Source organism: Pseudomonas sp. Yb2C2 (genome assembly GCF_052112325.1).
In the GTDB taxonomy this organism is placed as follows: domain Bacteria; phylum Pseudomonadota; class Gammaproteobacteria; order Pseudomonadales; family Pseudomonadaceae; genus Aquipseudomonas; species Aquipseudomonas marginalis.
This window is the reverse complement of sequence record NZ_JAVAJK010000011.1, coordinates 173,800-192,441: the sequence shown is the minus strand read 5'-3', so window position 1 is coordinate 192,441 and position 18,642 is coordinate 173,800. Positions and strand designations below refer to the sequence as shown.

The following is an 18,642-nucleotide window of genomic DNA, read 5'->3' as shown; positions in this document are numbered from 1 at the left end:
CATTTCACCAGCTCCTGCGGATCAATCGGTTTCGCTTTGTTCATTGTTCATTCCCTCGAAACACTGACCCCCCAACCATAGCCGTCACCTGGAAAACCCGCGAATCCGTCGGTTATCTTTTTGGGTGATATCAATATGCTATTTCGGTATTTAAATTTTACTTTTTATACCTTTAAAGTTCGCGCTACCCGGCGTTACCCACGCCGGATCGGACGACGCTCGCCGCATTACCCCTGCGGTGTCATGGACTCACAATGACCTTCGATTTCGCTTTTATCCTCAGCACCCTGCCGGCGTTTCTGAAAGCCGTGGGCGTCACGCTGCAAGTGGGCCTGATCGCCATTGCCACCTCGTTGCTGGTGGCGCTGATCAACGCCGCACTGCTGGTGTTTCGCACGCCGTACCTGTCGCGCCTGGTGGCGCTCTATGTGGAACTGGCGCGCAATACACCGCTGCTGATCCAGCTGTTCTTCGTGTACTTCGCCTTGCCGGCGCTGGGTTTGAATATCTCCGGGTTCTGGGCGGCGATCATCACCATGACGTTCCTCGGCGGTGCCTACCTCACCGAAGTACTGCGCGCCGGTGTGGAAGCGGTGCCGCTGGCGCAGATCGAGTCGGGCAAGTCCATCGGCCTGTCGGACTGGCAACTGCTGCGTCATGTGATCCTGCCCCAGGCCGGCATCCTCAGCCTGCCGGCGTTGTTCGCCAACTTCATCTTCCTGCTCAAGGAGACCACCGTGGTCTCTGCCGTGGCAGTGCCGGAGATTCTCTACACCACCAAGAGCTACATCGCCCTCTACTACAAAACCTACGAAATGCTCGCCGTGCTGACGCTGATTTGCGTGCTGCTGTTCTTGCCGCTGTCGTTGCTGCTCAGCCGCCTGGAAAGGAGGCTCCAGCATGGCCAGTTCGGGTCTTGAGTTGTTGTGGGTGTCGTTGCCGCAACTGGGCAAGGGTGCTGCGCAGACCCTGTCGATTTCGTTGTTGAGCATCGCCTTCAGTACGGTCGGCGGCGTGTTGTATGGCGTGCTGCGCACCTTGAACAACAGGCTGGTCAACGCGGTGCTGCGGGTTTACCTGGAGCTGTTCCGGGCGATTCCGGTGCTGGTGTGGTTGTACCTGCTGTTCTTTGGCCTGCCGATCTTCTTTGGCCTGAGCATCCCCAGCTTCTGGTGCGCGGTGCTGGTGTTGTCGCTGTGGGGCGCCAGCGAAGTGGGCGAAGTGGTACGCGGCGCGTTGCATTCGCTGCCCCGCGGCCAGCGCGAAGCCGGCCTGTCGATTGGCTTGTCCGACCCGCAGTTGTACGGCTACGTGTTGCTGCCCCAGGCCCTCAAGCGCATGACGCCGCCGACCATCAACGTCTACACGCGCATCATCAAGACCAGTTCCCTGGCGGTGCTGATCGGTGTGGTGGACGTGATCAAGGTCGGCCAGCAAATCATCGAGCGCACCTATGAGTCGGTGTTGATCTACGGCGCGCTGTTCCTGTTTTTCTTCTTTATCTGCTACCCGTTGTCGGCCGCCTCCAAGGTGCTGGAACGGCGCTGGGCCCAAGCATGAGCGCATTGATCGAGTTCCAGGGTTTCAACAAATTCTTCGGCGACCAGCAGGTGCTCAAGGGCATCGACCTGAGTGTGCAAAGCGGCGAAGTGGTGGTGATCCTCGGCCCCAGCGGCTGCGGCAAAAGCACCTTGCTGCGCTGCCTCAACGGCCTGGAAGTGGCCCATAGCGGCAGCCTGCGGTTTGCCGGCAAGGAGTTGTTGGATAAAACCACCGACTGGCGCCAGGTGCGCCAGGACGTAGGCATGGTGTTCCAGAGCTACCACCTGTTCCCGCACATGAGTGTGCTCGACAACATCCTGCTCGGCCCGCTGAAAGTGCAAAAGCGCGAGCCGCGCGAAGCCCGCCAGCAGGCCGAGAAACTGCTGGCGCGCGTCGGCCTGGCGGACAAGCGCGACGCCTTCCCGCGCCAGCTCTCCGGCGGCCAGCAGCAACGCATCGCCATCGTCCGCTCGCTGTGCATGAACCCTCAGGTCATGCTGTTTGACGAAGTCACCGCCGCCCTCGACCCGGAGATGGTCAAGGAAGTGCTGGAGGTGATCCAGGGCCTGGCCCGCGATGGCATGACCCTGCTGATCGTCACCCACGAAATGGCCTTCGCCCGCGCCGTCGCCGACCGCGTGGTGTTTATGGAGGCCGGTCGCATCCTCGAACACAACACCCCCGAAGAATTCTTTACGAACCCGCAAACCGCACGCGCGCAGCAGTTCCTGGAGAAATTCTCCTTTGTCTCAACACTGCCCAAGAAAACCCAGGAACTGGAGCTGCTATGAAAAAGTTACTGCTGCCACTGTTGGCTGTCGCCCTACTGGCCGGCTGCGATAAAAAGGCCGAAGAGCCTGCTAAACCTGCTGCCGCCGTGAGCTACCTCGACAAGATCAAGGCGCGGGACAAGCTGATCGTCGGCGTATTCACCGACAAGCCACCGTTTGGCTTTGTCAACGAAGCCGGGCGCTACGTCGGCTTCGATACCGACATCGGTCGCCAATTCGCCAAGGACCTGTTGGGCGATGAGAACAAAATCGAATTCGTCGCCGTCGAGCCGGCCAGCCGTATTCCGTTCCTGCAAAGCGACAAGGTCGACCTGATCCTCGCCAACATGACCGTGACCCCCGAGCGCAAGGAGGCGGTGGACTTCACCAACCCCAACCTGAAAGTCGCGGTGCAGGCGTTGGTGCCCCAGGACAGCGCGGTGAAAAGCCTGGATGACCTGGCCACCCGCACCACCATCGTTACCACCGGCACCACTGCCGATATCTGGCTGACCAAGAACCACCCGGACTGGAAACTGCTGAAGTTCGAGAAAAACTCCGAGTCGCTGCAAGCGCTGTCGGCCGGGCGTGGCGATGCCTATGCGCAAGACAACCTGGTGCTGTTCAGCTGGGCCAAGCAGAACCCGGGCTACCGCGTACTGGAGGAGAAACTCGGTGACGAAGCGCCGATTGCCCCGGCGGTGAAGAAGGGCAATATCGAACTGCGCGACTGGGTGAATGCCGAGTTGGCGAAGCTGGGTGAGGAGAAATTCCTGCTCAAGCTGTATGACCAATATGTGCGCAAGGAGCTGAGCGATGACACCAAGCCTGAGAGTGTGATTGTCGAAGGCGGGAAGTGGCAGGGCTGATTCCTAGCTGATCGTTCCCACTCCGTGGGAACGATCAGCAATAATCCAGGCCCCTGTTCAATGGGTGATGTGGAATTTTTCGGAGTCGCCCATCTCGCCATTTCCCTGGCCGATTCGGATCATGTAGTGGATTTGCCGCTGGCCTATGTTCTTCAGCAATGCATCCCTGGGAATGAATGCCTGAATCTCCCGCGGCGGCTGATTGTTGAACTCTTTGTCCACCACGACTTCGCCATCGATGTAAATCTGCAGGCGATCATTGCTTGTGCCTATGTCGGTAGGCTGAATGACGGCGGTTGCTCCCTCGGGGGGCACATCCCTCAAGGACAGTAACCAGTAGTCTGAGGGGGGAGTCGGTGGTTTGGCCTCATTGATTTGCAGGGACGGAAGTTTTTTTGTCTTTTGGCTGCTCATTGGGTCTACCTCAGTACGGGTAAGTGAGGTGCTTGCACGGCAGCGCGTGGGAATGTCCGCGCAGCAAGACGGGAGCCAATATTTACGAGGGTTGGCGGCGGCCGTCTACTGTTAGAACTCACAGGTCTGGCCGGCCTGCGAAGCCTCGGGGTGCGGGAGCCCCATGCAGATAAGGAACCCTGAACTAAGCTCACAGTCGCATACACACTGGCACATCGCATCGCGCACAAGGAGTCTGCATGGGCGGTCGTATTTCCATCTGTATCGTCGGTCTGGGTTTAGTGGTGTTGCTGAGCGCGTGTGGCCAGGAAAAAGCTGAGCCCAAGGCCCATTCGCGGGTCTTTGTTCAAACCGTACAACCCGCCGATTTCGCCGCGGCCGTCACGCTGACCGGAGATATCCAGGCCCGCGTGCAAACCGATTTGTCCTTCCGCGTCGGCGGCAAGATCATCCAGCGCATGGTGGATGTAGGCGATCGCGTCAAAGCCAGACAGGTGCTGGCCAGGCTCGATCCCAAGGATTTGCAGACCAACGTCGATTCCGCCCAGGCCCAGGTCGTGGCCGAGCAGGCGCGGGTCAAGCAAACCGCCGCTGCGTTTGTGCGCCAGGAAAAGCTCCTGCCCAAGGGCTATACCAGCCGCAGCGAATACGATTCCGCCCAGGCCGCGCTGCGCAGCAGCCAAAGTGCCCTGGCCGCCGCGCAGGCGCAGTTGGCCAACGCCCGTGAACAACTCGGCTATACCGCGCTGATCGCGGATGCGCCGGGGGTGATCACCGCGCGCCAGGCCGAAGTCGGTCAGGTGGTGCAGGCCACCGTGCCGATTTTCAGCCTGGCCAGCGATGGCGAGCGCGACGCGGTGTTCAACGTCTATGAGTCACTGCTGGTTGAGCCGCCGCCGGATGCGCCGATCACCGTCAGCCTGCTGGATAACCCGAGCATCAAGGCCGTGGGTAAAGTGCGTGAAGTCACGCCTGCCGTGGCCGCCAATACCGGCACGGTGCAAGTGAAGATCGCCCTGCAATCGTTACCCGAAGGCATGCGGCTTGGTTCGGTGGTCAGCGCCACCGCCAATGGCCCGGCCAAGGCGAGTATCGAGCTGCCGTGGTCGGCGTTGACCAAAGACCTCAGCGAGCCCGCCGTATGGCTGGTGGACGGCGAGGGCAAGGCGCAACTGCACAAGGTCACGGTGGCGCGTTACCTCACAGGCAAAGTGATTGTTGGCGACGGCCTCAAGGGCGGCGAAAAAGTCGTGGTGGCCGGTGGGCAATTGCTGCACCCCGGCATGCTGGTCGAGATCGCCCAGCCAGGAGCCCAGCCATGAAGCGCCTGACGGTCGTACTTGCCGCCAGCCTGTTGCTGATGGCCTGTTCAAAGGAAGAACCGGCGCCCGAGCCCTTGCGCCCGGTGCTGTCCATGGAAGTGAAGTCCGAGGACCAGGAAACCCTCGGCCGTTTCGCCGGCGCCATCCAGGCGCGCTATGAAAGCAATCTGGGCTTCCGCGTCCCCGGTCGCATCGCCCGGCGTGCCGTGGATGTGGGCGCCGAAGTGGACAAGGGCGCCTTGCTCGCGGTGCTCGACCCTACCGACCAACAGAACCAGTTGCGCGCCGCCCAAGGCGATTTGGCGCGGGTGCAGGCGCAGTTCATCAACGCCCAGGCCAATGCCCGCCGCCAGCAGGAGCTGTTCAACCGTGGCGTCGGCGCCCAGGCCCAACTGGACGTGGCCCAGACCGACCTGAAAACCACCCAGGCCTCCCTCGACCAGGCCCAGGCTTCGGTCAACCAGGCCAGGGACCAGCTCAACTACGCCGAGCTGCGCACCGACCACGCCGGCATCGTCACCGCCTGGAATGCCGAGGCCGGCCAGGTGGTCAGCGCCGGTCAGCAAGTGGTGACCCTGGCGCGCCCGGACATCAAGGAGGCGGTGATCGACCTGCCCGCCGGCCTCGCCGAGCGCCTGCCGGCGGATGTGGTATTCCTCGTCGCCGGGCAACTCGACCCCAGCGTCCACACCACCGCCACCGTGCGCGAGATCGAACCCCAGGCCCAAAGCGCCACGCGCACCCGTCGCGCGCGCCTGACCCTGGCCGAAACGCCGCCCGCGTTCCGCCTTGGCACGGCGATCAGCGTGACCTTGAGTTCGGCCATCGCCCCACGCATCGAGTTGCCCCTGAGCGCCTTGCAGGAAGTCGACGGCAAGACCCGCATCTGGATCCTCGATACCCAAAGCCAGACCGTGCAACCGCGCGACATCACGGTGCTGAGTCGTGATGCTGACAGCGCCTTGCTCAACGGCGGCGTCAAACCCGGCGAGCGTATCGTTACCGCCGGCGTGAACAGCCTGAAGCCCGGGCAGAAAGTCAAAATCGACGAGGACAGCCCGCGATGAAAGGCAGCTTCAACTTATCCGACTGGGCCCTCAAGCATCAGTCCTTTGTCTGGTACCTGATGTTCGTCGCGCTGCTGATGGGCGTGTTCTCGTACATGAACCTGGGCCGTGAAGAGGACCCCTCGTTCACCATCAAGACCATGGTCATCCAGACCCGCTGGCCGGGCGCGACCCAGGAAGAAACCCTCAAGCAGGTCACCGACCGCATCGAGAAGAAGCTCGAGGAACTCGACGCCCTCGACTACGTGAAAAGCTACACCAGGCCGGGTGAATCCACGGTGTTCGTGTTCCTCAAGGACACCACCAGCGCCAAGGCCATCCCGGAGATCTGGTACCAGGTCCGCAAGAAGATCGACGACATTCGCGGCACCTTCCCCCAGGGCTTGCAGGGGCCGTCGTTCAACGACGAATTCGGTGATGTGTTCGGCTCGGTGTATGCCTTTACCGGCGACGGCCTGTCGATGCGCCAGTTGCGCGACTACGTGGAGCAGGTGCGCGCCGAGATCCGTTCGGTACCGGGGCTGGGCAAGGTCGAGATGATCGGCCAGCAGGACGAAGTGATTTACCTGAACTTCTCCACGCGCAAACTGGCGGCCCTGGGCATCGACCAGCGCCAGGTGGTGCAAAGCCTGCAATCGCAGAACGCGGTGACCCCCGCCGGCGTGATCGAGGCCGGTCCGGAGCGCATCTCGGTGCGTACCTCGGGGCAGTTCGCCTCGGAGAAAGACCTGGCCAACGTCAACCTGCGCCTCAATGACCGCTTCTATCGCCTGGCGGATATCGCCGAGATCAGCCGTGGCTACGTCGACCCGGCGCGGCCGATGTTCCGCTTCAACGGCAAGCCGGCGATTGGCCTGGCCATCGCCATGCAGAAGGGCGGCAATATCCAGTCGTTCGGTAAGGCGCTGCACACGCGGATGGACGAGCTGACCGCCGACCTGCCGGTGGGCGTCGGTGTGCATAAGGTCTCCGACCAGGCCGAAGTGGTGGAAGAGGCCGTCGGCGGCTTTACCAGCGCGCTGTTCGAAGCGGTGATTATCGTGCTGGTGGTGAGCTTTATCAGCCTGGGCATGCGCGCCGGGCTGGTGGTGGCGTGCTCGATTCCACTGGTGCTGGCGCTGGTATTCGTGTTCATGGAATACAGCGGCATTACCATGCAGCGTGTGTCGCTGGGGGCGTTGATCATCGCCCTCGGCCTGTTGGTGGACGATGCGATGATCACCGTGGAGATGATGATCACGCGCCTGGAAAAAGGCGAAACCAAGGAGCAGGCGGCGACCTACGCCTACACCTCCACGGCATTTCCGATGCTCACCGGTACGTTGGTGACCGTCGCCGGCTTCGTGCCGATTGGCCTCAACGCCAGTTCGGCAGGCGAGTACACCTTTACCCTGTTCGCGGTGATTGCCGTAGCGATGCTGGTGTCGTGGGTGGTGGCGGTGCTGTTTGCGCCGGTGATCGGCGTGCATATCCTCAGTGCCAAGGTGAAACCCCACGACGCCGAGCCGGGGCGCATCGGCCGCGCGTTCAATGGCGGCATGCTGTGGGCCATGCGCAACCGTTGGTGGGCGATCGGCATCACCGTGGGCCTGTTCGTGGCGTCGGTGTTCTCCATGCAGTTTGTGCAGAACCAGTTCTTCCCGTCGTCGGACCGCCCGGAAATCCTCGTCGACCTCAACCTGCCGCAAAACGCCTCGATCAACGAGACGCGCAAGGCCGTCGACCGCCTCGAAGCGATCATCAAGGACGACACGGACATTGCACGCTGGAGCACTTATATCGGCCAGGGCGCGATCCGTTTCTACCTGCCCCTCGACCAGCAACTGGAAAACCCCTACTACGCGCAACTGGTGATCGTCAGCAAAGGCCTGGAAGAGCGCGGTGCCCTGATTGCGCGCCTGCAAAAGCGCCTGCGCGACGACTTCGTGGGCATCGGCAGTTTCGTGCAGCCGCTGGAAATGGGCCCGCCGGTGGGGCGTCCGATCCAGTACCGCGTGTCTGGCAAAGACACCGACCAGGTGCGCAAACACGCCATCGAACTGGCGACCCTGCTGGATAAAAACACCCACCTGGGCGAGATCATCTACGACTGGAACGAGCCGGGCAAAGTGCTGCGCATCGACATTGCCCAGGACAAGGCGCGCCAGCTCGGGCTGTCCTCCGAAGACGTGGCGCAACTGATGAACAGCGTGGTCAGTGGTGCTTCGGTAACCCAGGTGCACGACGATATCTACCTGATCAGCGTGGTCGGCCGTGCCGAAGACGCCGAACGTGGCACGCCGGAAACCTTGCAGAACCTGCAGATCGTCACCCCCAACGGCACCTCGATTCCGCTGCTGGCCTTCGCCACTGTGCGGTATGAGCTGGAGCAGCCGCTGGTGTGGCGTCGCGACCGCAAGCCGACCATCACCATCAAGGCCTCGGTGCGCGATGAGATGCAGCCGACCGATCTGGTCAAGCAGCTGAAACCCGATATCGACAAATTCAGCGCCGGCCTGCCGGTGGGCTACAAGGTTGCGACGGGCGGCACCGTGGAAGAAAGCGGCAAGGCCCAGGGCCCGATTGCCAGCGTGGTGCCGTTGATGCTGTTCCTGATGGCGACGTTCCTGATGATCCAGCTGCACAGCGTGCAGAAGATGTTCCTGGTGGCCAGTGTCGCGCCGCTGGGGCTGATCGGCGTGGTGCTGGCGCTGATCCCCACGGGCACGCCCATGGGCTTTGTGGCGATCCTCGGCATCCTGGCGCTGATCGGCATCATCATCCGCAACTCGGTGATCCTGGTGACGCAGATCCACGAATATGAAGTGGCCGGCTACACGCCGTGGGACGCGGTAGTGGAAGCCACCGAGCATCGGCGCCGGCCGATCCTGCTCACGGCGGCTGCGGCGAGCCTGGGCATGATCCCGATTGCCCGCGAAGTGTTCTGGGGGCCGATGGCCTACGCGATGATTGGCGGGATCATCATCGCTACCTTGCTGACGCTGCTGTTTTTGCCGGCGCTGTATGTGGCCTGGTACAAGATCCGCGAACCAAAGCAGGAACAACACGGTTAAAAATGTGGGAGGGAGCAAGTCGAATCGTCGCACCGCCCCTCCCACAATTGATCTCAGCTGGGCATTTGAGACGTGGGAAATTTCCGGAAGTGACGCCTGTTGCCCTGGCCAACCGTTGAGTGCTTTACCCTTCGACCTCCACCTCTCAACGGTCGCCTGCCATGAACCGTCTGCGTCTTACCTCGCTGATCTGCTGCTTGTTCCTGTCGCCCCTGGCCTTTGCCGGCACCGTATTGGAAAACCCGTTGTGGCGAGTCGAACTCGATCCGGCCACCCTCGCCATCCGTGTGACACCCAGTGGCCAGCCGCAGGTGCAGGCCTCCAACGGTGTAGCGGCGCGTGCTGTCAGTCAACCTGCACAAAACGCGCAACAGGCCAGTTGGCAATGGGATGACGGTGCCTATCGCGTGACTGCCAGCCTTGAGCAGCGCGACCTGGTGCTGTCGATCACGGCGCGGGAAGCCGGTGAGCTGCCGATTCTTCTGCAACCGCCGAGCGCCATGGGCCGAGGGTTGATGTGGCCGTTGGCCGAAGGGCATTACGTGCCGGCCGGCAATGCCATGTGGAACGCTTTCCTGGTGGCGCAAGGTGACATCAACACCACCCAGGACCTCAGCCTGCCGCTGTGGGGCGTCGATCACGGCGCCTTCACCCTCAACTGGCTGCTGACCAATCCCTATAACAACCGCCTGCGCTGGCGGGGCCAGGCGTTGTCGCTGGCCCATGAGTTCACCTCGCTCGGGCCTGCCGCCCCCATGACCCTGCTGTTGCACCTGGGCGAAAGCGATCCGCTGGCCGGGGCCAAGCGCTATCGCCGATGGCTGGTCGAGCAGGGGCGCTATGAACCCCTGGCAGACAAGCTGCGGCAAACCCCTGGGGCTGAAAAGCTGCTGGGCGCCAGCCATGTCTACCTGTGGGGCAATGACCTGCTGGCGCCGGAGGATGTGCGTGATTGGCCGTTGTTGCTCCAGCGCTTGCGCGCTCATGAACTCAGAGGCCTGTTGGACAAGGACTCCGCAGCGCTGCTGGCGCAGCCCCGCGCCTTGAATCGCTACGAGCAAAGCGTGCTGTTACGCGGCCTCAATGCCGCGATCAATAGGAAGGCCCGGCAGAGTTGGCAGGTGGACGAGCCCGATATGAGCCGTCTTGCCGCGCGCTACGGCGAGTTGCGTCGCGAATTGGCCGTGGACTTTGCCGGTGCCCTGCGCGATAGCCCCGGCACCTGGGGCAGCCAGGTGGTACAGACGCTGCGCGACGCCGGGCTGCCACGCTTGATGCTGACCCTGGGCGAAGGCTGGGAAGGCGGCCTCTGGCACCCCGAGACCATCCGCGCCGGTGTCGACGCCGGCTACCTGATGGCGCCCTACGACTCCTACCAAACCGCGTTGTCCGCCACCGAAAACCCCGACTGGACCACCGCCCACCTGGGCAGCCAGGCTTACCGCGACTGCGCCATCGTGTTGAGGGACGGCACACCCAAGACCGGCTTCCAGCAGTCCGGCCACTACACCGACCCGCGCTGTGTGCGACCTCTGTTGGAGGCGCGGGTGAAAGCCGTGCAGGCCGTTGCCGGCTTCAACGCCTGGTTTCTTGATGCGTACGCCACCAGCATGCTGTTCGACAGTTACCGCGACAGTGCACCGATGACCCAGGCGCAAAACGCCGAAGGCAATATCGATGCAGCCCGTTGGCTGAACACCACGCTGCAATTGCCGACCGGCTCCGAAGACGGTAACGCCATCACCGCCCAGGGCATCCTGTTCGCCCATGGCATGCAAACCCCGGTGCTGGGCTGGGGGGATCGCGACATGACCCAGGACAAACAGTCGCCCTACTACGTGGGCAACTGGTACCCGCCGGAGCAACCGGCGGTGTTCTTCAAGTCGGTGCCGCTGAACGAGCCGTTTCGCACCCTCTACTTCGACCCGACGCTGCGCCTGCCGCTGTATCAGGCGGTGTTCCATGGCTCGGTGATCACCACCCATCACTGGCTGTTCGACAGCCTCAAGCTGAGCAATGTACGGGCTGAAAATGAGCTGACCCAACTGCTCTACAACGTGCCGCCGCTGTATCACCTGAGTGCTGCGACGCTCAAGGCGCGGCTGCCGCTGATCCAGCGCCAGGATCGATTTTTCCGACCGTTGCATGAGCGCCTGGCCACCCAGGCGATGACCGGGTTTCGCTGGCTGACGGCGGATCGGCAGGTGCAGGAAACCACGTTTGCCGATGGCACGCGGTTGGTGGCGAATTTTTCCACGGGGTCGAGAGAGGGGTTTGCGGCGAGGAGTGTGACAGCGGTGGTGGATGAGAAATCGGTGGTGTATCAGGTGCAGTAGTGGTGTGTATCAGTCCGTCATCGGGAGCAAGCCCCCTCCCACAGGGGAATGCATTCCAAATGTGGGAGTGGGCTTGCCCAGACTTAAACCTTGCGCCAAACGCTGGCCAACCAGGGCTGCTGGGGTCGAGGCAACCCGGCGGGTCGGTAGTAATGCTCCAGTTCTACGAAGCCGGCGGCGGTGAGCAGTGCCTGCCACGCCTCGAGGTCGTGATAGGCGCCATAGCGCGGCCCATTCCAGCCTTCCTGGTTCTCACCCCGTGGATTGGAGCTGAACAGCACACCGCCGGGCTTCAACGCCCCATGCAGTTGCTTGAGCACACGGGGCAGTTCCTGCTTGGGGATATGAAACAGCACTGCATTGGCAAAGATCCCGTCAAAGCGTTCGGCGGGTAAATCCAGCTTGAGGAAGTCCTGCTGCAACACCTCACAGCCGCTGTCTTCGCGCGCCATCTGCGCAAACCGCTCGGAACCATCCAGGCCGACGGCGATATGCCCCAGGCGCGTAAAGGTCTGCAAATCCCGCCCCGGCCCGCAGCCGAAATCCAGCACGGTAAAGGGCGCCGAGCCCTGGATATGGCGCAGCAGCGCGTCGATGTTCTGGCTCACATCGTGATCGCGGGTGCCTTCACGGAAATCCTCGGCCACCTTGTTGTAGTGGCCGAGGGTGGTGGACGTGATCTGGTCGAGGTCGTCGGGCTTGAGGGGCATGGTGATGAATACCGGGCGCTGAGATGGCCCGACTATACCTCACCTCTTGTTCAGCACTCGCGCCAGGCGATCGCCGCCGAGTTGAATCACCGCCACCAGGATCACCAGCAGCACAATCACCGTGAGCATGATCTGCGTATCAAAGCGCTGGTAGCCATAGCGATAGGCAATGTCGCCCAAGCCACCGGCCCCGATCGCCCCGGCCATGGCCGACGAGTTGATCATGGTCACCAGGGTGATGGTGAACCCGCCGACAATCCCTGGCAGCGCTTCGGGCAGCAGCACATGCCAGATGATGTGCCAGCGTCGGCAACCCATGGCCTGGGCAGCTTCGATCAGGCCGTGGTCGACCTCGCGCAGACTCACTTCGGCGATCCGCGCAAAAAAAGGCGTGGCGGCGATGGTCAGCGGGACGACCGCCGCCCACACCCCATAGGTGGTGCCGACGATCAGCCGCGTGAACGGGATCAGCGCCACCATCAGGATCAGGAACGGAATCGAGCGGAACAGATTGACGAACGCCCCCAGCACCCGATTCAGCGCCGGCGCCTGGTAGATGCCGCCTTTGTCGCTGGTCACCAGAAACACCGCCAGCGGAATGCCCACCAGCAAGGCGATCAACGATGACACGCCGACCATCAACAAGGTGTCGATGGCGCCTTGCACCAAACGATCAAACCACATAGCCCAGCACCTCCACCTGTTGTGCCCAGTTCGCAGCGCGGTTGCGCAGTTCTTCGGTGCCATGGGGCGAGCCATTCACCGCCAGCAGCAGTTGCCCCAAGGCATGCCCCTGAATCCGCTCGACACCGCCCTGCAGCAGACGCACCCGCCCGCCGAGGGCGCTGAACAGCGCGGCCAGGTCCGGTTCATCGCTGGCACTGCCGGTGAACTGCAAGCGCAGCACCACGGCGGCGTCCGGTGATTCAGGCTGGGTGTGCAAACGGCTTTGCAGTTCTTCCGGCAGCCCATGTTGCAGCGGCGCCAGCAGGGTCTGGCTGACCTCGTGCTGCGGGTTGCCGAACACTTGCCACACCGTGCCTTGCTCGACGATGCGCCCGTGTTCCAGCACCACCACGCGGTCGCAGATGTCGCGGATCACCGCCATCTCATGGGTGATCAAGACGATGGTCAGGCCCAGGCGTCGGTTGATCTCGCGCAACAGGCCGAGGATCGATTGGGTGGTCTCCGGGTCGAGGGCCGAGGTGGCTTCGTCGCACAGCAGGATCTGTGGGTCGTGCACCAGCGAACGGGCGATGCCCACGCGCTGTTTCTGCCCGCCGGACAGCTGCGCCGGGTAGGCCTTGTGCTTGTCCTGCAAGCCGACCAATTCCAGCAGCTCACGCACCTTTTGCTCACGCTGGGGCTTGGGCACGCCGGCGACTTTCAGCGGCAACTCGACGTTCTGCCACACGGTCTTGGCCGACATCAGGTTGAAGTGCTGGAAGATCATGCCGATACGCCGACGCAGCGCCACCAGGTGGTCTTCGTCGAAGTCGCCGATGTCCACCTGATCGATCAGCACGCGCCCGCTGCTGGGTTGTTCCAGGCGGTTGATGGTGCGGATCAGCGAGGATTTGCCGGCGCCGCTGCGGCCGATAATACCGAACACTTCACCGTGCTGGATCGCCAGGTCGATGCCTTGCAAGGCATGCACGCCGCCGTCGTAGGTCTTGCCCAGGTTGATAAAGCGCACGTGCGCGCGGTTCAGGTCCGGATGCAGTTCTGTCTGTTCGGCGTCCCTGGGCGGTGAGCCCAGGTCGCGCAGTCGAGCGTGGGCGGCGGTCATTTTTTATCTTCCCAACCGACTTGGTAGAGCTTGCCGAGGGATTTATCCAGGGCGGCACGCACCACCGGCGAGTGCTGGTAGATGTCGACGAACTTGATCACGCGCGGGTCGGTTTTGCTTTTTGGCTGGATCACGAACTGGATCACGTATTCCGGGTGGTCGAGGCCGTCGAACAGCAGCGCCGACTCGGCATCGAAGGTCTTGGACAGGCGGATGTAGGCCGGGTAGCCCTGCACCAGGTCGGCATCGTCATAGGCGCGCACCAGTTGCACGGCCTCGACTTGCAGGATCTTGATGTTTTTCGGGTTGGTGACGATGTCTTCTTCGGTAGCCTTGTAGCCCACGCCCGGCTTGAGGGTGATCAAGCCGGCCTTGGCCAGCAGTTGCAGGCCGCGACCGCTGTTGATCGGGTCGTTGGCAATCGCCACGCTGGCGCCCTGGGGCAGGTCGTTGATGCTTTTGTACTTTTTCGAGTACAGGCCGACGTTGTTGATGATGCCCGGCGCGTACGGCACCAGGTCAAAACCGGCGGCGGCCTTGGCGTTTTCCAGGAACGGGATGTGCTGGAAGTAGTTCACGTCAATATCGCCGGCGGCCAGGCTGACATTGGGGGCGATCCAGTCGGTGAACTCCACCAGCTCGACCTTCAAGCCTTGCTTGCCGGCTTCGGCGACGGCGGCTTCCAGGGGAATCGCGAAGGCGGCGGTAGTGCCGATTTTCAACGGTGCATCGGCGGCGAATACGGCCGAGCTGAACAACCCGAAGGCCAGGGCCAGTGCTTTGACTGGGTGGGAGAGCAGTGTTTTTTTCATGGTCGATTTCCAGTCATAAGGTATTTGTACAAACAGTGGAGATCCACTGTGGGAGGGGGCTTGCTCCCGATAGCGGAGTGTCAGCAAACCAATCCGGTGACTGATACACCGCTATCGGGAGCAAGCCCCCTCCCACATTTTTCAATCAGTGGCGGTAGGTCGAGCCGGTGTGTTGTTCGGGTAGACGGGCGCTGCCTTGGAAGACTTTTTCTCTTAACGTTCCTTGCTCATAGGCGGTCTTGTACGACCCCCGCCTCTGCAACTCCGGCACCACCAGATCGATAAAGTCCACATAGCTTTCCGGCGTGACAATGCGCGTGAGGTTGAAGCCATCCAGCCCGGTTTCGCTGATCCAGGATTCCAGCTCGTCAGCGACCTGTCCGGGGGAGCCGACCAGGGTGATATAGCGCCCGCCGAGGGCATGCTGTTCGAGCAGCTTGCGTCGGGTCCAGTCGTTGTTCTGCAGGTTCTTGGTGGCCGACTGGATCGCGTTGCTCTTTACGTACTGGATCGGCTCGTCCAGTTCGTATTGGGCAAAATCAATCGCGGTGGAGGCCGAGAAATGCGCGACGCCGGCCTCCGCGCTGGCATAGCTCAGGTACTCGGCATGCTTGGCCCAGGCCAGTTCTTCGGTGGCGCCGACGATCACGTTCAGCCCCATGAACACCTTGATGTCATCCGGATTGCGCCCGGCCTCGACCGCGCTGGCGCGCACCTTGTCCACCTGCACCTTGGTCGCGGCCTTGTTCTGCCCGCTGATGAATACGCACTCGGCATGGCGCCCGGCGAACAACAGGCCACGGTCTGAACTGCCGGCCTGGAACAGCACCGGCGTACGCTGCGGCGACGGTTCGCACAGGTGATAACCCTCGACCTGGTAGAACTCGCCATGGTGCTCGACCTTGTGCACCTTGCCCGGCTGCGCGTAGACCCGCGCCTGCGGATCGTTGAGCACCGCGTCGTCTTCCCAGCTGCCTTCCCAGAGTTTGTAGAGCACTTCCAGGTATTCATCGGCCTGGTCGTAGCGCCGGTCATGCTCGACCTGTTCGGTGAGGCCCATGGCCTTGGCGGCACTGTCGAGGTAGCCGGTGACGATGTTCCAGCCGACCCGGCCACGGCTCAGGTGGTCGAGCGTGGACATGCGCCGGGCGAACAGGTACGGCGGCTCATAGGTGAGGTTGGCGGTGAGGCCGAAGCCGAGGTTGCGGGTCACGGCGGCCATCGCCGAAACCAGCAGCAGCGGGTCATTGACCGGCAGCTGGATCGACTCCTTGAGCGGCACATCGATGGAGTTCTGGTACACGTCATACACGCCGACGATATCGGCGATGAACAAACCGTCGAACAGCCCGCGCTCCAGGGTTTGCGCGAGGTCGGTCCAGTACTCGATGCTTTTGTACTGGGTGGACGTGTCCCGTGGATGGGTCCACATACCGTGGTTGATATGCCCGATGCAGTTCATGTTGAAGGCATTGAGCAGGATCTTTTTCTTTGCCATCAAATGGTCCCCCGCAGTGGCGGGTTTTCAGCGTTGAGGTAGTAATTGCCCACAGCGTGGTACTTCCAGCGCACCGGGTCGTGCAGGGTGTGCACGCGGGCGTTGCGCCAGTGGCGGTCGAGGCCGTGCTCGGCCAGGGTGGCCTGGCTGCCGGCCAGCTCGAACAGGGTGCTGCCGGCGGCCAGGGAGATCTCGGTGCTCAAGGCGCGTACTTCAGCGACGGCGATGGACGCTGCCGCAACGGTCTCTGCATTGCTGTCGGCCTGGGCGCGATCGAGGTATTCAGCCGAACGCTCCAGCAAGGCTTCAGCGGCGTGCAGGCGAATGCTCAGGTGGCCGAAGCTCTTCAGGGTCAGCGGGTCTTCGGTGGCCTTGTCGTTGCCGGAGTCAATCCACGGGCGGGTCTTGGTGCGCACAAAGTGCAGCGCATCTTCAAAGGCGGCGCGGGCGATGCCGGTGTCGATGGCGGCGTGAAGAATCTGCGCCAGCGGGCCGACCGTGGTCGGGCGTTCGAAAGCGCTCTGGAACGGGATCACGTCGTGGGCGGCGACCCACACGTTATCGAACACCACCGAGCCGCTGCCGGTGGTGCGCTGGCCGAAGCCGCTCCAGTCGTCAATGACCGTCAAGCCTTCGCTGTCGCGGGGCACGAAGGCCAGTTGCTGGATGCCGTGTTCGTCCACCACCGAGGTAGGAATGCGCTGGGCATAGATCGCACCGGTGGCGTAGAACTTGCGGCCGGTGATACGGAAGCCGTCGCCGTCGCGGGTGATGGACGTAACACGGTCGTGGGCGGTCCTGGTGCCCAGTTCCGCCAGGGCGTTGCCGAAACGCTGGCCGGCGAGTACTTCGGCGTACAGGCGTTGTTGCTGTTCAGGGCTGCCATTCACGCGCAGCACTTCGAGGGCATAGAAATGGTTTTGCGGAATCTGGCCCAGGGAGGCATCCGCCTGGGCGATCAGGGCAATGACCTTGGCCAGGGTGACGTTGGACACGCCCGCGCCACCGTACGCCTTGGGCACACTGATGCCCCACAGGCCGGAGCGCGAGAACACGTCCAGTTCGGGCAGCGGCAGGCGGCGTTCGCGGTCGCGCTGGGCGCTGTCGCGGCGCAAGTCTTCGGCCAGGTCGCTGGCGACAATAAGGGCTTGTTCGTCGCTGGTGATAACCGCGACACGGTGAGAAAAGGTCATGAGTTTCTCCAGAGGTCTGGTCGGTTAAATCCAGGAATGGCGAGCCGGCAACGTGCCGTTCAAGCGATAGGCGCCGACGGCGTGATACTTCCAGCGCACCGGGTCGTGCAGGGTGTGCACCCGGGCGTTGCGCCAGTGACGGTCGAGGTTGAATTCGGCGAGGGTGGCGCGGCTGCCGGCCAGTTCGAAGAGCTTTTCGCTGACCAGCAACGACACTTCAGTGGTGAGCACCTTCGCTTCGGCCACGGCAATCGACGCTCGCGCGGCGGACTGTGCGGTGATCGGCGCGGCGCTGACCTGGTCCAGCACTTGCCCGGCCTTGCGCAACAGCGCCTCGGCGGCGTGCAGTTCGATCTTCAGCTTGCCGATATCGGCGATCACGTAGAGGTCATCGCTGGCGCGCTCGACCTTGGCATCGATCCACGGGCGCGAACGCTCCCGCACAAAGGCGATGGTGTCATCCAGCGCGCCACGGGCGATGCCGGCGTCGATGGCGGCCTGGATCAGTTGGGAAACGGCGCCCTGGATAGTCGGGCTTTCGCCGATACGCCAGTTGTCTACGACCAGTTCGGCGTCCACGGGCACGCGGTCCAGCAGCACGGTGCCGCTGGCGGTGGTGCGTTGGCCGAAGCCCGACCAGTCATCCACGATGCGCAGCCCTGCGGTGCCACGGCGTACAAACGCCATGACCTGCCTGCCGTCGTCGTTCAGCGCCTTCACGGCCACCCAATGGGCAAACAGTGCGCCGGTTGAATAGAACTTCTGGCCGCTGATCACGTAACCGTCGCCTTGGGCGGTGATGCGCGCCTTGAGCTCCAAGGTGTTCCTGGTGCCGCGTTCCGGGCCGCCATTGCCGATGCGCCAGCCGTCGAGGACGCTCTGGAACAGTTGCTCTTTCTGGCGCTCGGTGGCGGCGCCCTGCAACACCTGCAGGATGCCGAAATGGTTCTGCGGGATCTGCCCGAGGGCCGGGTCTGCCGCGCTGATGATCGCGAACACCTCCGCCAGGGTGGTGTACGACACCTGTGGGCCGCCGTATTCGCGGGGGATGGAAATACTGCCCAGCCCACTGCGGGTGAATTGTTCGATCTGCGCCCACGGCAGCTTGCGTTGCTGGTCACGCTGGGCGGCGTGCAGGCGCGCGGCCTGGGCCAGCTCATGGGCAGCCTGCAGCGCCTCTGCATCGTTGCGCAGCACAGCGGCCGGCAACAGCAGGGGAGCAACGTCCAGATCACGCTGGGGGGGTGTTAGAGCCAAGTTAGACATC

The 18,642-nt window shown here is 62.8% G+C and carries 16 protein-coding genes; 8 read left to right on the top strand and 8 right to left on the bottom strand.

Annotated elements, in window-relative coordinates:
- Nucleotides 1-254 precede the first annotated feature (254 nt).
- The 4 genes from Q8X51_RS17355 to Q8X51_RS17340 are packed head-to-tail and all read left to right on the top strand — an operon-like array spanning nucleotide 255 to nucleotide 3,181.
- A complete protein-coding gene (locus Q8X51_RS17355; RefSeq protein WP_057725386.1) occupies nucleotides 255-920 on the top strand; it encodes an amino acid ABC transporter permease in 666 nt (221 codons plus the stop codon).
- The gene (locus tag Q8X51_RS17350) at nucleotides 901-1,560 is read left to right on the top strand and encodes an amino acid ABC transporter permease (protein WP_027607849.1); all 660 of its coding nucleotides are present in this window, start codon (nucleotides 901-903) and stop codon (nucleotides 1,558-1,560) included. The genes Q8X51_RS17355 and Q8X51_RS17350 overlap by 20 nt, the downstream gene beginning before the upstream one ends.
- Nucleotides 1,557-2,333: an amino acid ABC transporter ATP-binding protein gene (locus tag Q8X51_RS17345; RefSeq protein ID WP_315871198.1), complete on the top strand. Its 777-nt coding sequence runs from the start codon at nucleotides 1,557-1,559 to the stop codon at nucleotides 2,331-2,333. Before Q8X51_RS17350 ends, Q8X51_RS17345 begins: the two co-directional genes overlap by 4 nt.
- Entirely contained in the window at nucleotides 2,330-3,181 is an 852-nt protein-coding gene (locus tag Q8X51_RS17340; RefSeq protein ID WP_407694658.1) for a transporter substrate-binding domain-containing protein, read from the top strand. The genes Q8X51_RS17345 and Q8X51_RS17340 overlap by 4 nt, the downstream gene beginning before the upstream one ends.
- A gap of 57 nt (nucleotides 3,182-3,238) precedes the next feature.
- Here the strand turns inward: Q8X51_RS17340 and Q8X51_RS17335 are convergent, their stop codons facing one another.
- Nucleotides 3,239-3,595, bottom strand: a complete 357-nt coding sequence (locus Q8X51_RS17335) for a hypothetical protein (RefSeq protein ID WP_065925838.1) — start codon at nucleotides 3,593-3,595, stop codon at nucleotides 3,239-3,241.
- 239 nt (nucleotides 3,596-3,834) lie between these two features.
- Between Q8X51_RS17335 and Q8X51_RS17330 the strand changes: the two genes are divergently transcribed.
- The 4 genes from Q8X51_RS17330 to Q8X51_RS17315 all read left to right on the top strand — a co-directional run bounded on the left by Q8X51_RS17330 (nucleotide 3,835) and on the right by Q8X51_RS17315 (nucleotide 11,373).
- Nucleotides 3,835-4,917 carry an efflux RND transporter periplasmic adaptor subunit gene (locus tag Q8X51_RS17330; protein ID WP_065948527.1) on the top strand — a complete coding sequence of 361 codons (1,083 nt, stop codon included), beginning with the start codon at nucleotides 3,835-3,837 and terminating at the stop codon, nucleotides 4,915-4,917.
- Nucleotides 4,914-5,984, top strand: coding sequence for an efflux RND transporter periplasmic adaptor subunit (locus tag Q8X51_RS17325; RefSeq protein ID WP_065925836.1), 1,071 nt, complete (start codon nucleotides 4,914-4,916; stop codon nucleotides 5,982-5,984). The genes Q8X51_RS17330 and Q8X51_RS17325 overlap by 4 nt, the downstream gene beginning before the upstream one ends.
- A complete protein-coding gene (locus tag Q8X51_RS17320; RefSeq protein ID WP_407694657.1) occupies nucleotides 5,981-9,037 on the top strand; it encodes an efflux RND transporter permease subunit in 3,057 nt (1,018 codons plus the stop codon). The genes Q8X51_RS17325 and Q8X51_RS17320 overlap by 4 nt, the downstream gene beginning before the upstream one ends.
- Nucleotides 9,038-9,198: 161 nt before the next feature.
- Nucleotides 9,199-11,373: a glycoside hydrolase gene (locus tag Q8X51_RS17315; RefSeq protein ID WP_065948526.1), complete on the top strand. Its 2,175-nt coding sequence runs from the start codon at nucleotides 9,199-9,201 to the stop codon at nucleotides 11,371-11,373.
- Between the two features lie 83 nt (nucleotides 11,374-11,456).
- On the opposite strand, the gene Q8X51_RS17310 is transcribed toward Q8X51_RS17315, so the two are convergent.
- The 7 genes from Q8X51_RS17310 to Q8X51_RS17280 form a co-directional block, all read right to left on the bottom strand.
- Nucleotides 11,457-12,083 carry a class I SAM-dependent methyltransferase gene (locus Q8X51_RS17310; protein WP_407694656.1) on the bottom strand — a complete coding sequence of 209 codons (627 nt, stop codon included), beginning with the start codon at nucleotides 12,081-12,083 and terminating at the stop codon, nucleotides 11,457-11,459.
- 39 nt (nucleotides 12,084-12,122) lie between these two features.
- The gene (locus Q8X51_RS17305) at nucleotides 12,123-12,767 is read right to left on the bottom strand and encodes a methionine ABC transporter permease (protein WP_016974994.1); all 645 of its coding nucleotides are present in this window, start codon (nucleotides 12,765-12,767) and stop codon (nucleotides 12,123-12,125) included.
- Entirely contained in the window at nucleotides 12,757-13,872 is a 1,116-nt protein-coding gene (locus Q8X51_RS17300; protein WP_065948525.1) for a methionine ABC transporter ATP-binding protein, read from the bottom strand. The genes Q8X51_RS17305 and Q8X51_RS17300 overlap by 11 nt, the downstream gene beginning before the upstream one ends.
- Nucleotides 13,869-14,684, bottom strand: coding sequence for a MetQ/NlpA family ABC transporter substrate-binding protein (locus tag Q8X51_RS17295; protein WP_065925831.1), 816 nt, complete (start codon nucleotides 14,682-14,684; stop codon nucleotides 13,869-13,871). The genes Q8X51_RS17300 and Q8X51_RS17295 overlap by 4 nt, the downstream gene beginning before the upstream one ends.
- Before the next feature lie 145 nt (nucleotides 14,685-14,829).
- Nucleotides 14,830-16,182, bottom strand: a complete 1,353-nt coding sequence (locus Q8X51_RS17290; RefSeq protein WP_065925830.1) for an LLM class flavin-dependent oxidoreductase — start codon at nucleotides 16,180-16,182, stop codon at nucleotides 14,830-14,832.
- On the bottom strand, nucleotides 16,182-17,375 hold the full coding sequence (locus tag Q8X51_RS17285) for an SfnB family sulfur acquisition oxidoreductase (protein WP_407694655.1): 1,194 nt from the start codon (nucleotides 17,373-17,375) through the stop codon (nucleotides 16,182-16,184). Before Q8X51_RS17285 ends, Q8X51_RS17290 begins: the two co-directional genes overlap by 1 nt.
- 24 nt (nucleotides 17,376-17,399) lie before the next feature.
- Nucleotides 17,400-18,641: an SfnB family sulfur acquisition oxidoreductase gene (locus tag Q8X51_RS17280; protein ID WP_065925828.1), complete on the bottom strand. Its 1,242-nt coding sequence runs from the start codon at nucleotides 18,639-18,641 to the stop codon at nucleotides 17,400-17,402.
- Nucleotide 18,642 lies beyond the last annotated feature (1 nt).

Excerpts from the sequence above, each read along its gene's own strand:
- Q8X51_RS17315 (WP_065948526.1), top strand. The coding sequence starts at position 9,199 with ATGAACCGTCTGCGTCTTACCTCGCTGATCTGCTGCTTGTTCCTGTCG.
- Q8X51_RS17290 (WP_065925830.1), bottom strand. The coding sequence starts at position 16,182 with ATGGCAAAGAAAAAGATCCTGCTCAATGCCTTCAACATGAACTGCATC.
- Q8X51_RS17340 (WP_407694658.1), top strand. The coding sequence starts at position 2,330 with ATGAAAAAGTTACTGCTGCCACTGTTGGCTGTCGCCCTACTGGCCGGC.
- Q8X51_RS17345 (WP_315871198.1), top strand. The coding sequence starts at position 1,557 with ATGAGCGCATTGATCGAGTTCCAGGGTTTCAACAAATTCTTCGGCGAC.
- Q8X51_RS17310 (WP_407694656.1), bottom strand. The coding sequence starts at position 12,083 with ATGCCCCTCAAGCCCGACGACCTCGACCAGATCACGTCCACCACCCTC.
- Q8X51_RS17330 (WP_065948527.1), top strand. The coding sequence starts at position 3,835 with ATGGGCGGTCGTATTTCCATCTGTATCGTCGGTCTGGGTTTAGTGGTG.
- Q8X51_RS17295 (WP_065925831.1), bottom strand. The coding sequence starts at position 14,684 with ATGAAAAAAACACTGCTCTCCCACCCAGTCAAAGCACTGGCCCTGGCC.
- Q8X51_RS17355 (WP_057725386.1), top strand. The coding sequence starts at position 255 with ATGACCTTCGATTTCGCTTTTATCCTCAGCACCCTGCCGGCGTTTCTG.
- Q8X51_RS17280 (WP_065925828.1), bottom strand. The coding sequence starts at position 18,641 with ATGTCTAACTTGGCTCTAACACCCCCCCAGCGTGATCTGGACGTTGCT.
- Q8X51_RS17300 (WP_065948525.1), bottom strand. The coding sequence starts at position 13,872 with ATGACCGCCGCCCACGCTCGACTGCGCGACCTGGGCTCACCGCCCAGG.
- Q8X51_RS17305 (WP_016974994.1), bottom strand. The coding sequence starts at position 12,767 with ATGTGGTTTGATCGTTTGGTGCAAGGCGCCATCGACACCTTGTTGATG.
- Q8X51_RS17325 (WP_065925836.1), top strand. The coding sequence starts at position 4,914 with ATGAAGCGCCTGACGGTCGTACTTGCCGCCAGCCTGTTGCTGATGGCC.
- Q8X51_RS17285 (WP_407694655.1), bottom strand. The coding sequence starts at position 17,375 with ATGACCTTTTCTCACCGTGTCGCGGTTATCACCAGCGACGAACAAGCC.
- Q8X51_RS17335 (WP_065925838.1), bottom strand. The coding sequence starts at position 3,595 with ATGAGCAGCCAAAAGACAAAAAAACTTCCGTCCCTGCAAATCAATGAG.
- Q8X51_RS17320 (WP_407694657.1), top strand. The coding sequence starts at position 5,981 with ATGAAAGGCAGCTTCAACTTATCCGACTGGGCCCTCAAGCATCAGTCC.
- Q8X51_RS17350 (WP_027607849.1), top strand. The coding sequence starts at position 901 with ATGGCCAGTTCGGGTCTTGAGTTGTTGTGGGTGTCGTTGCCGCAACTG.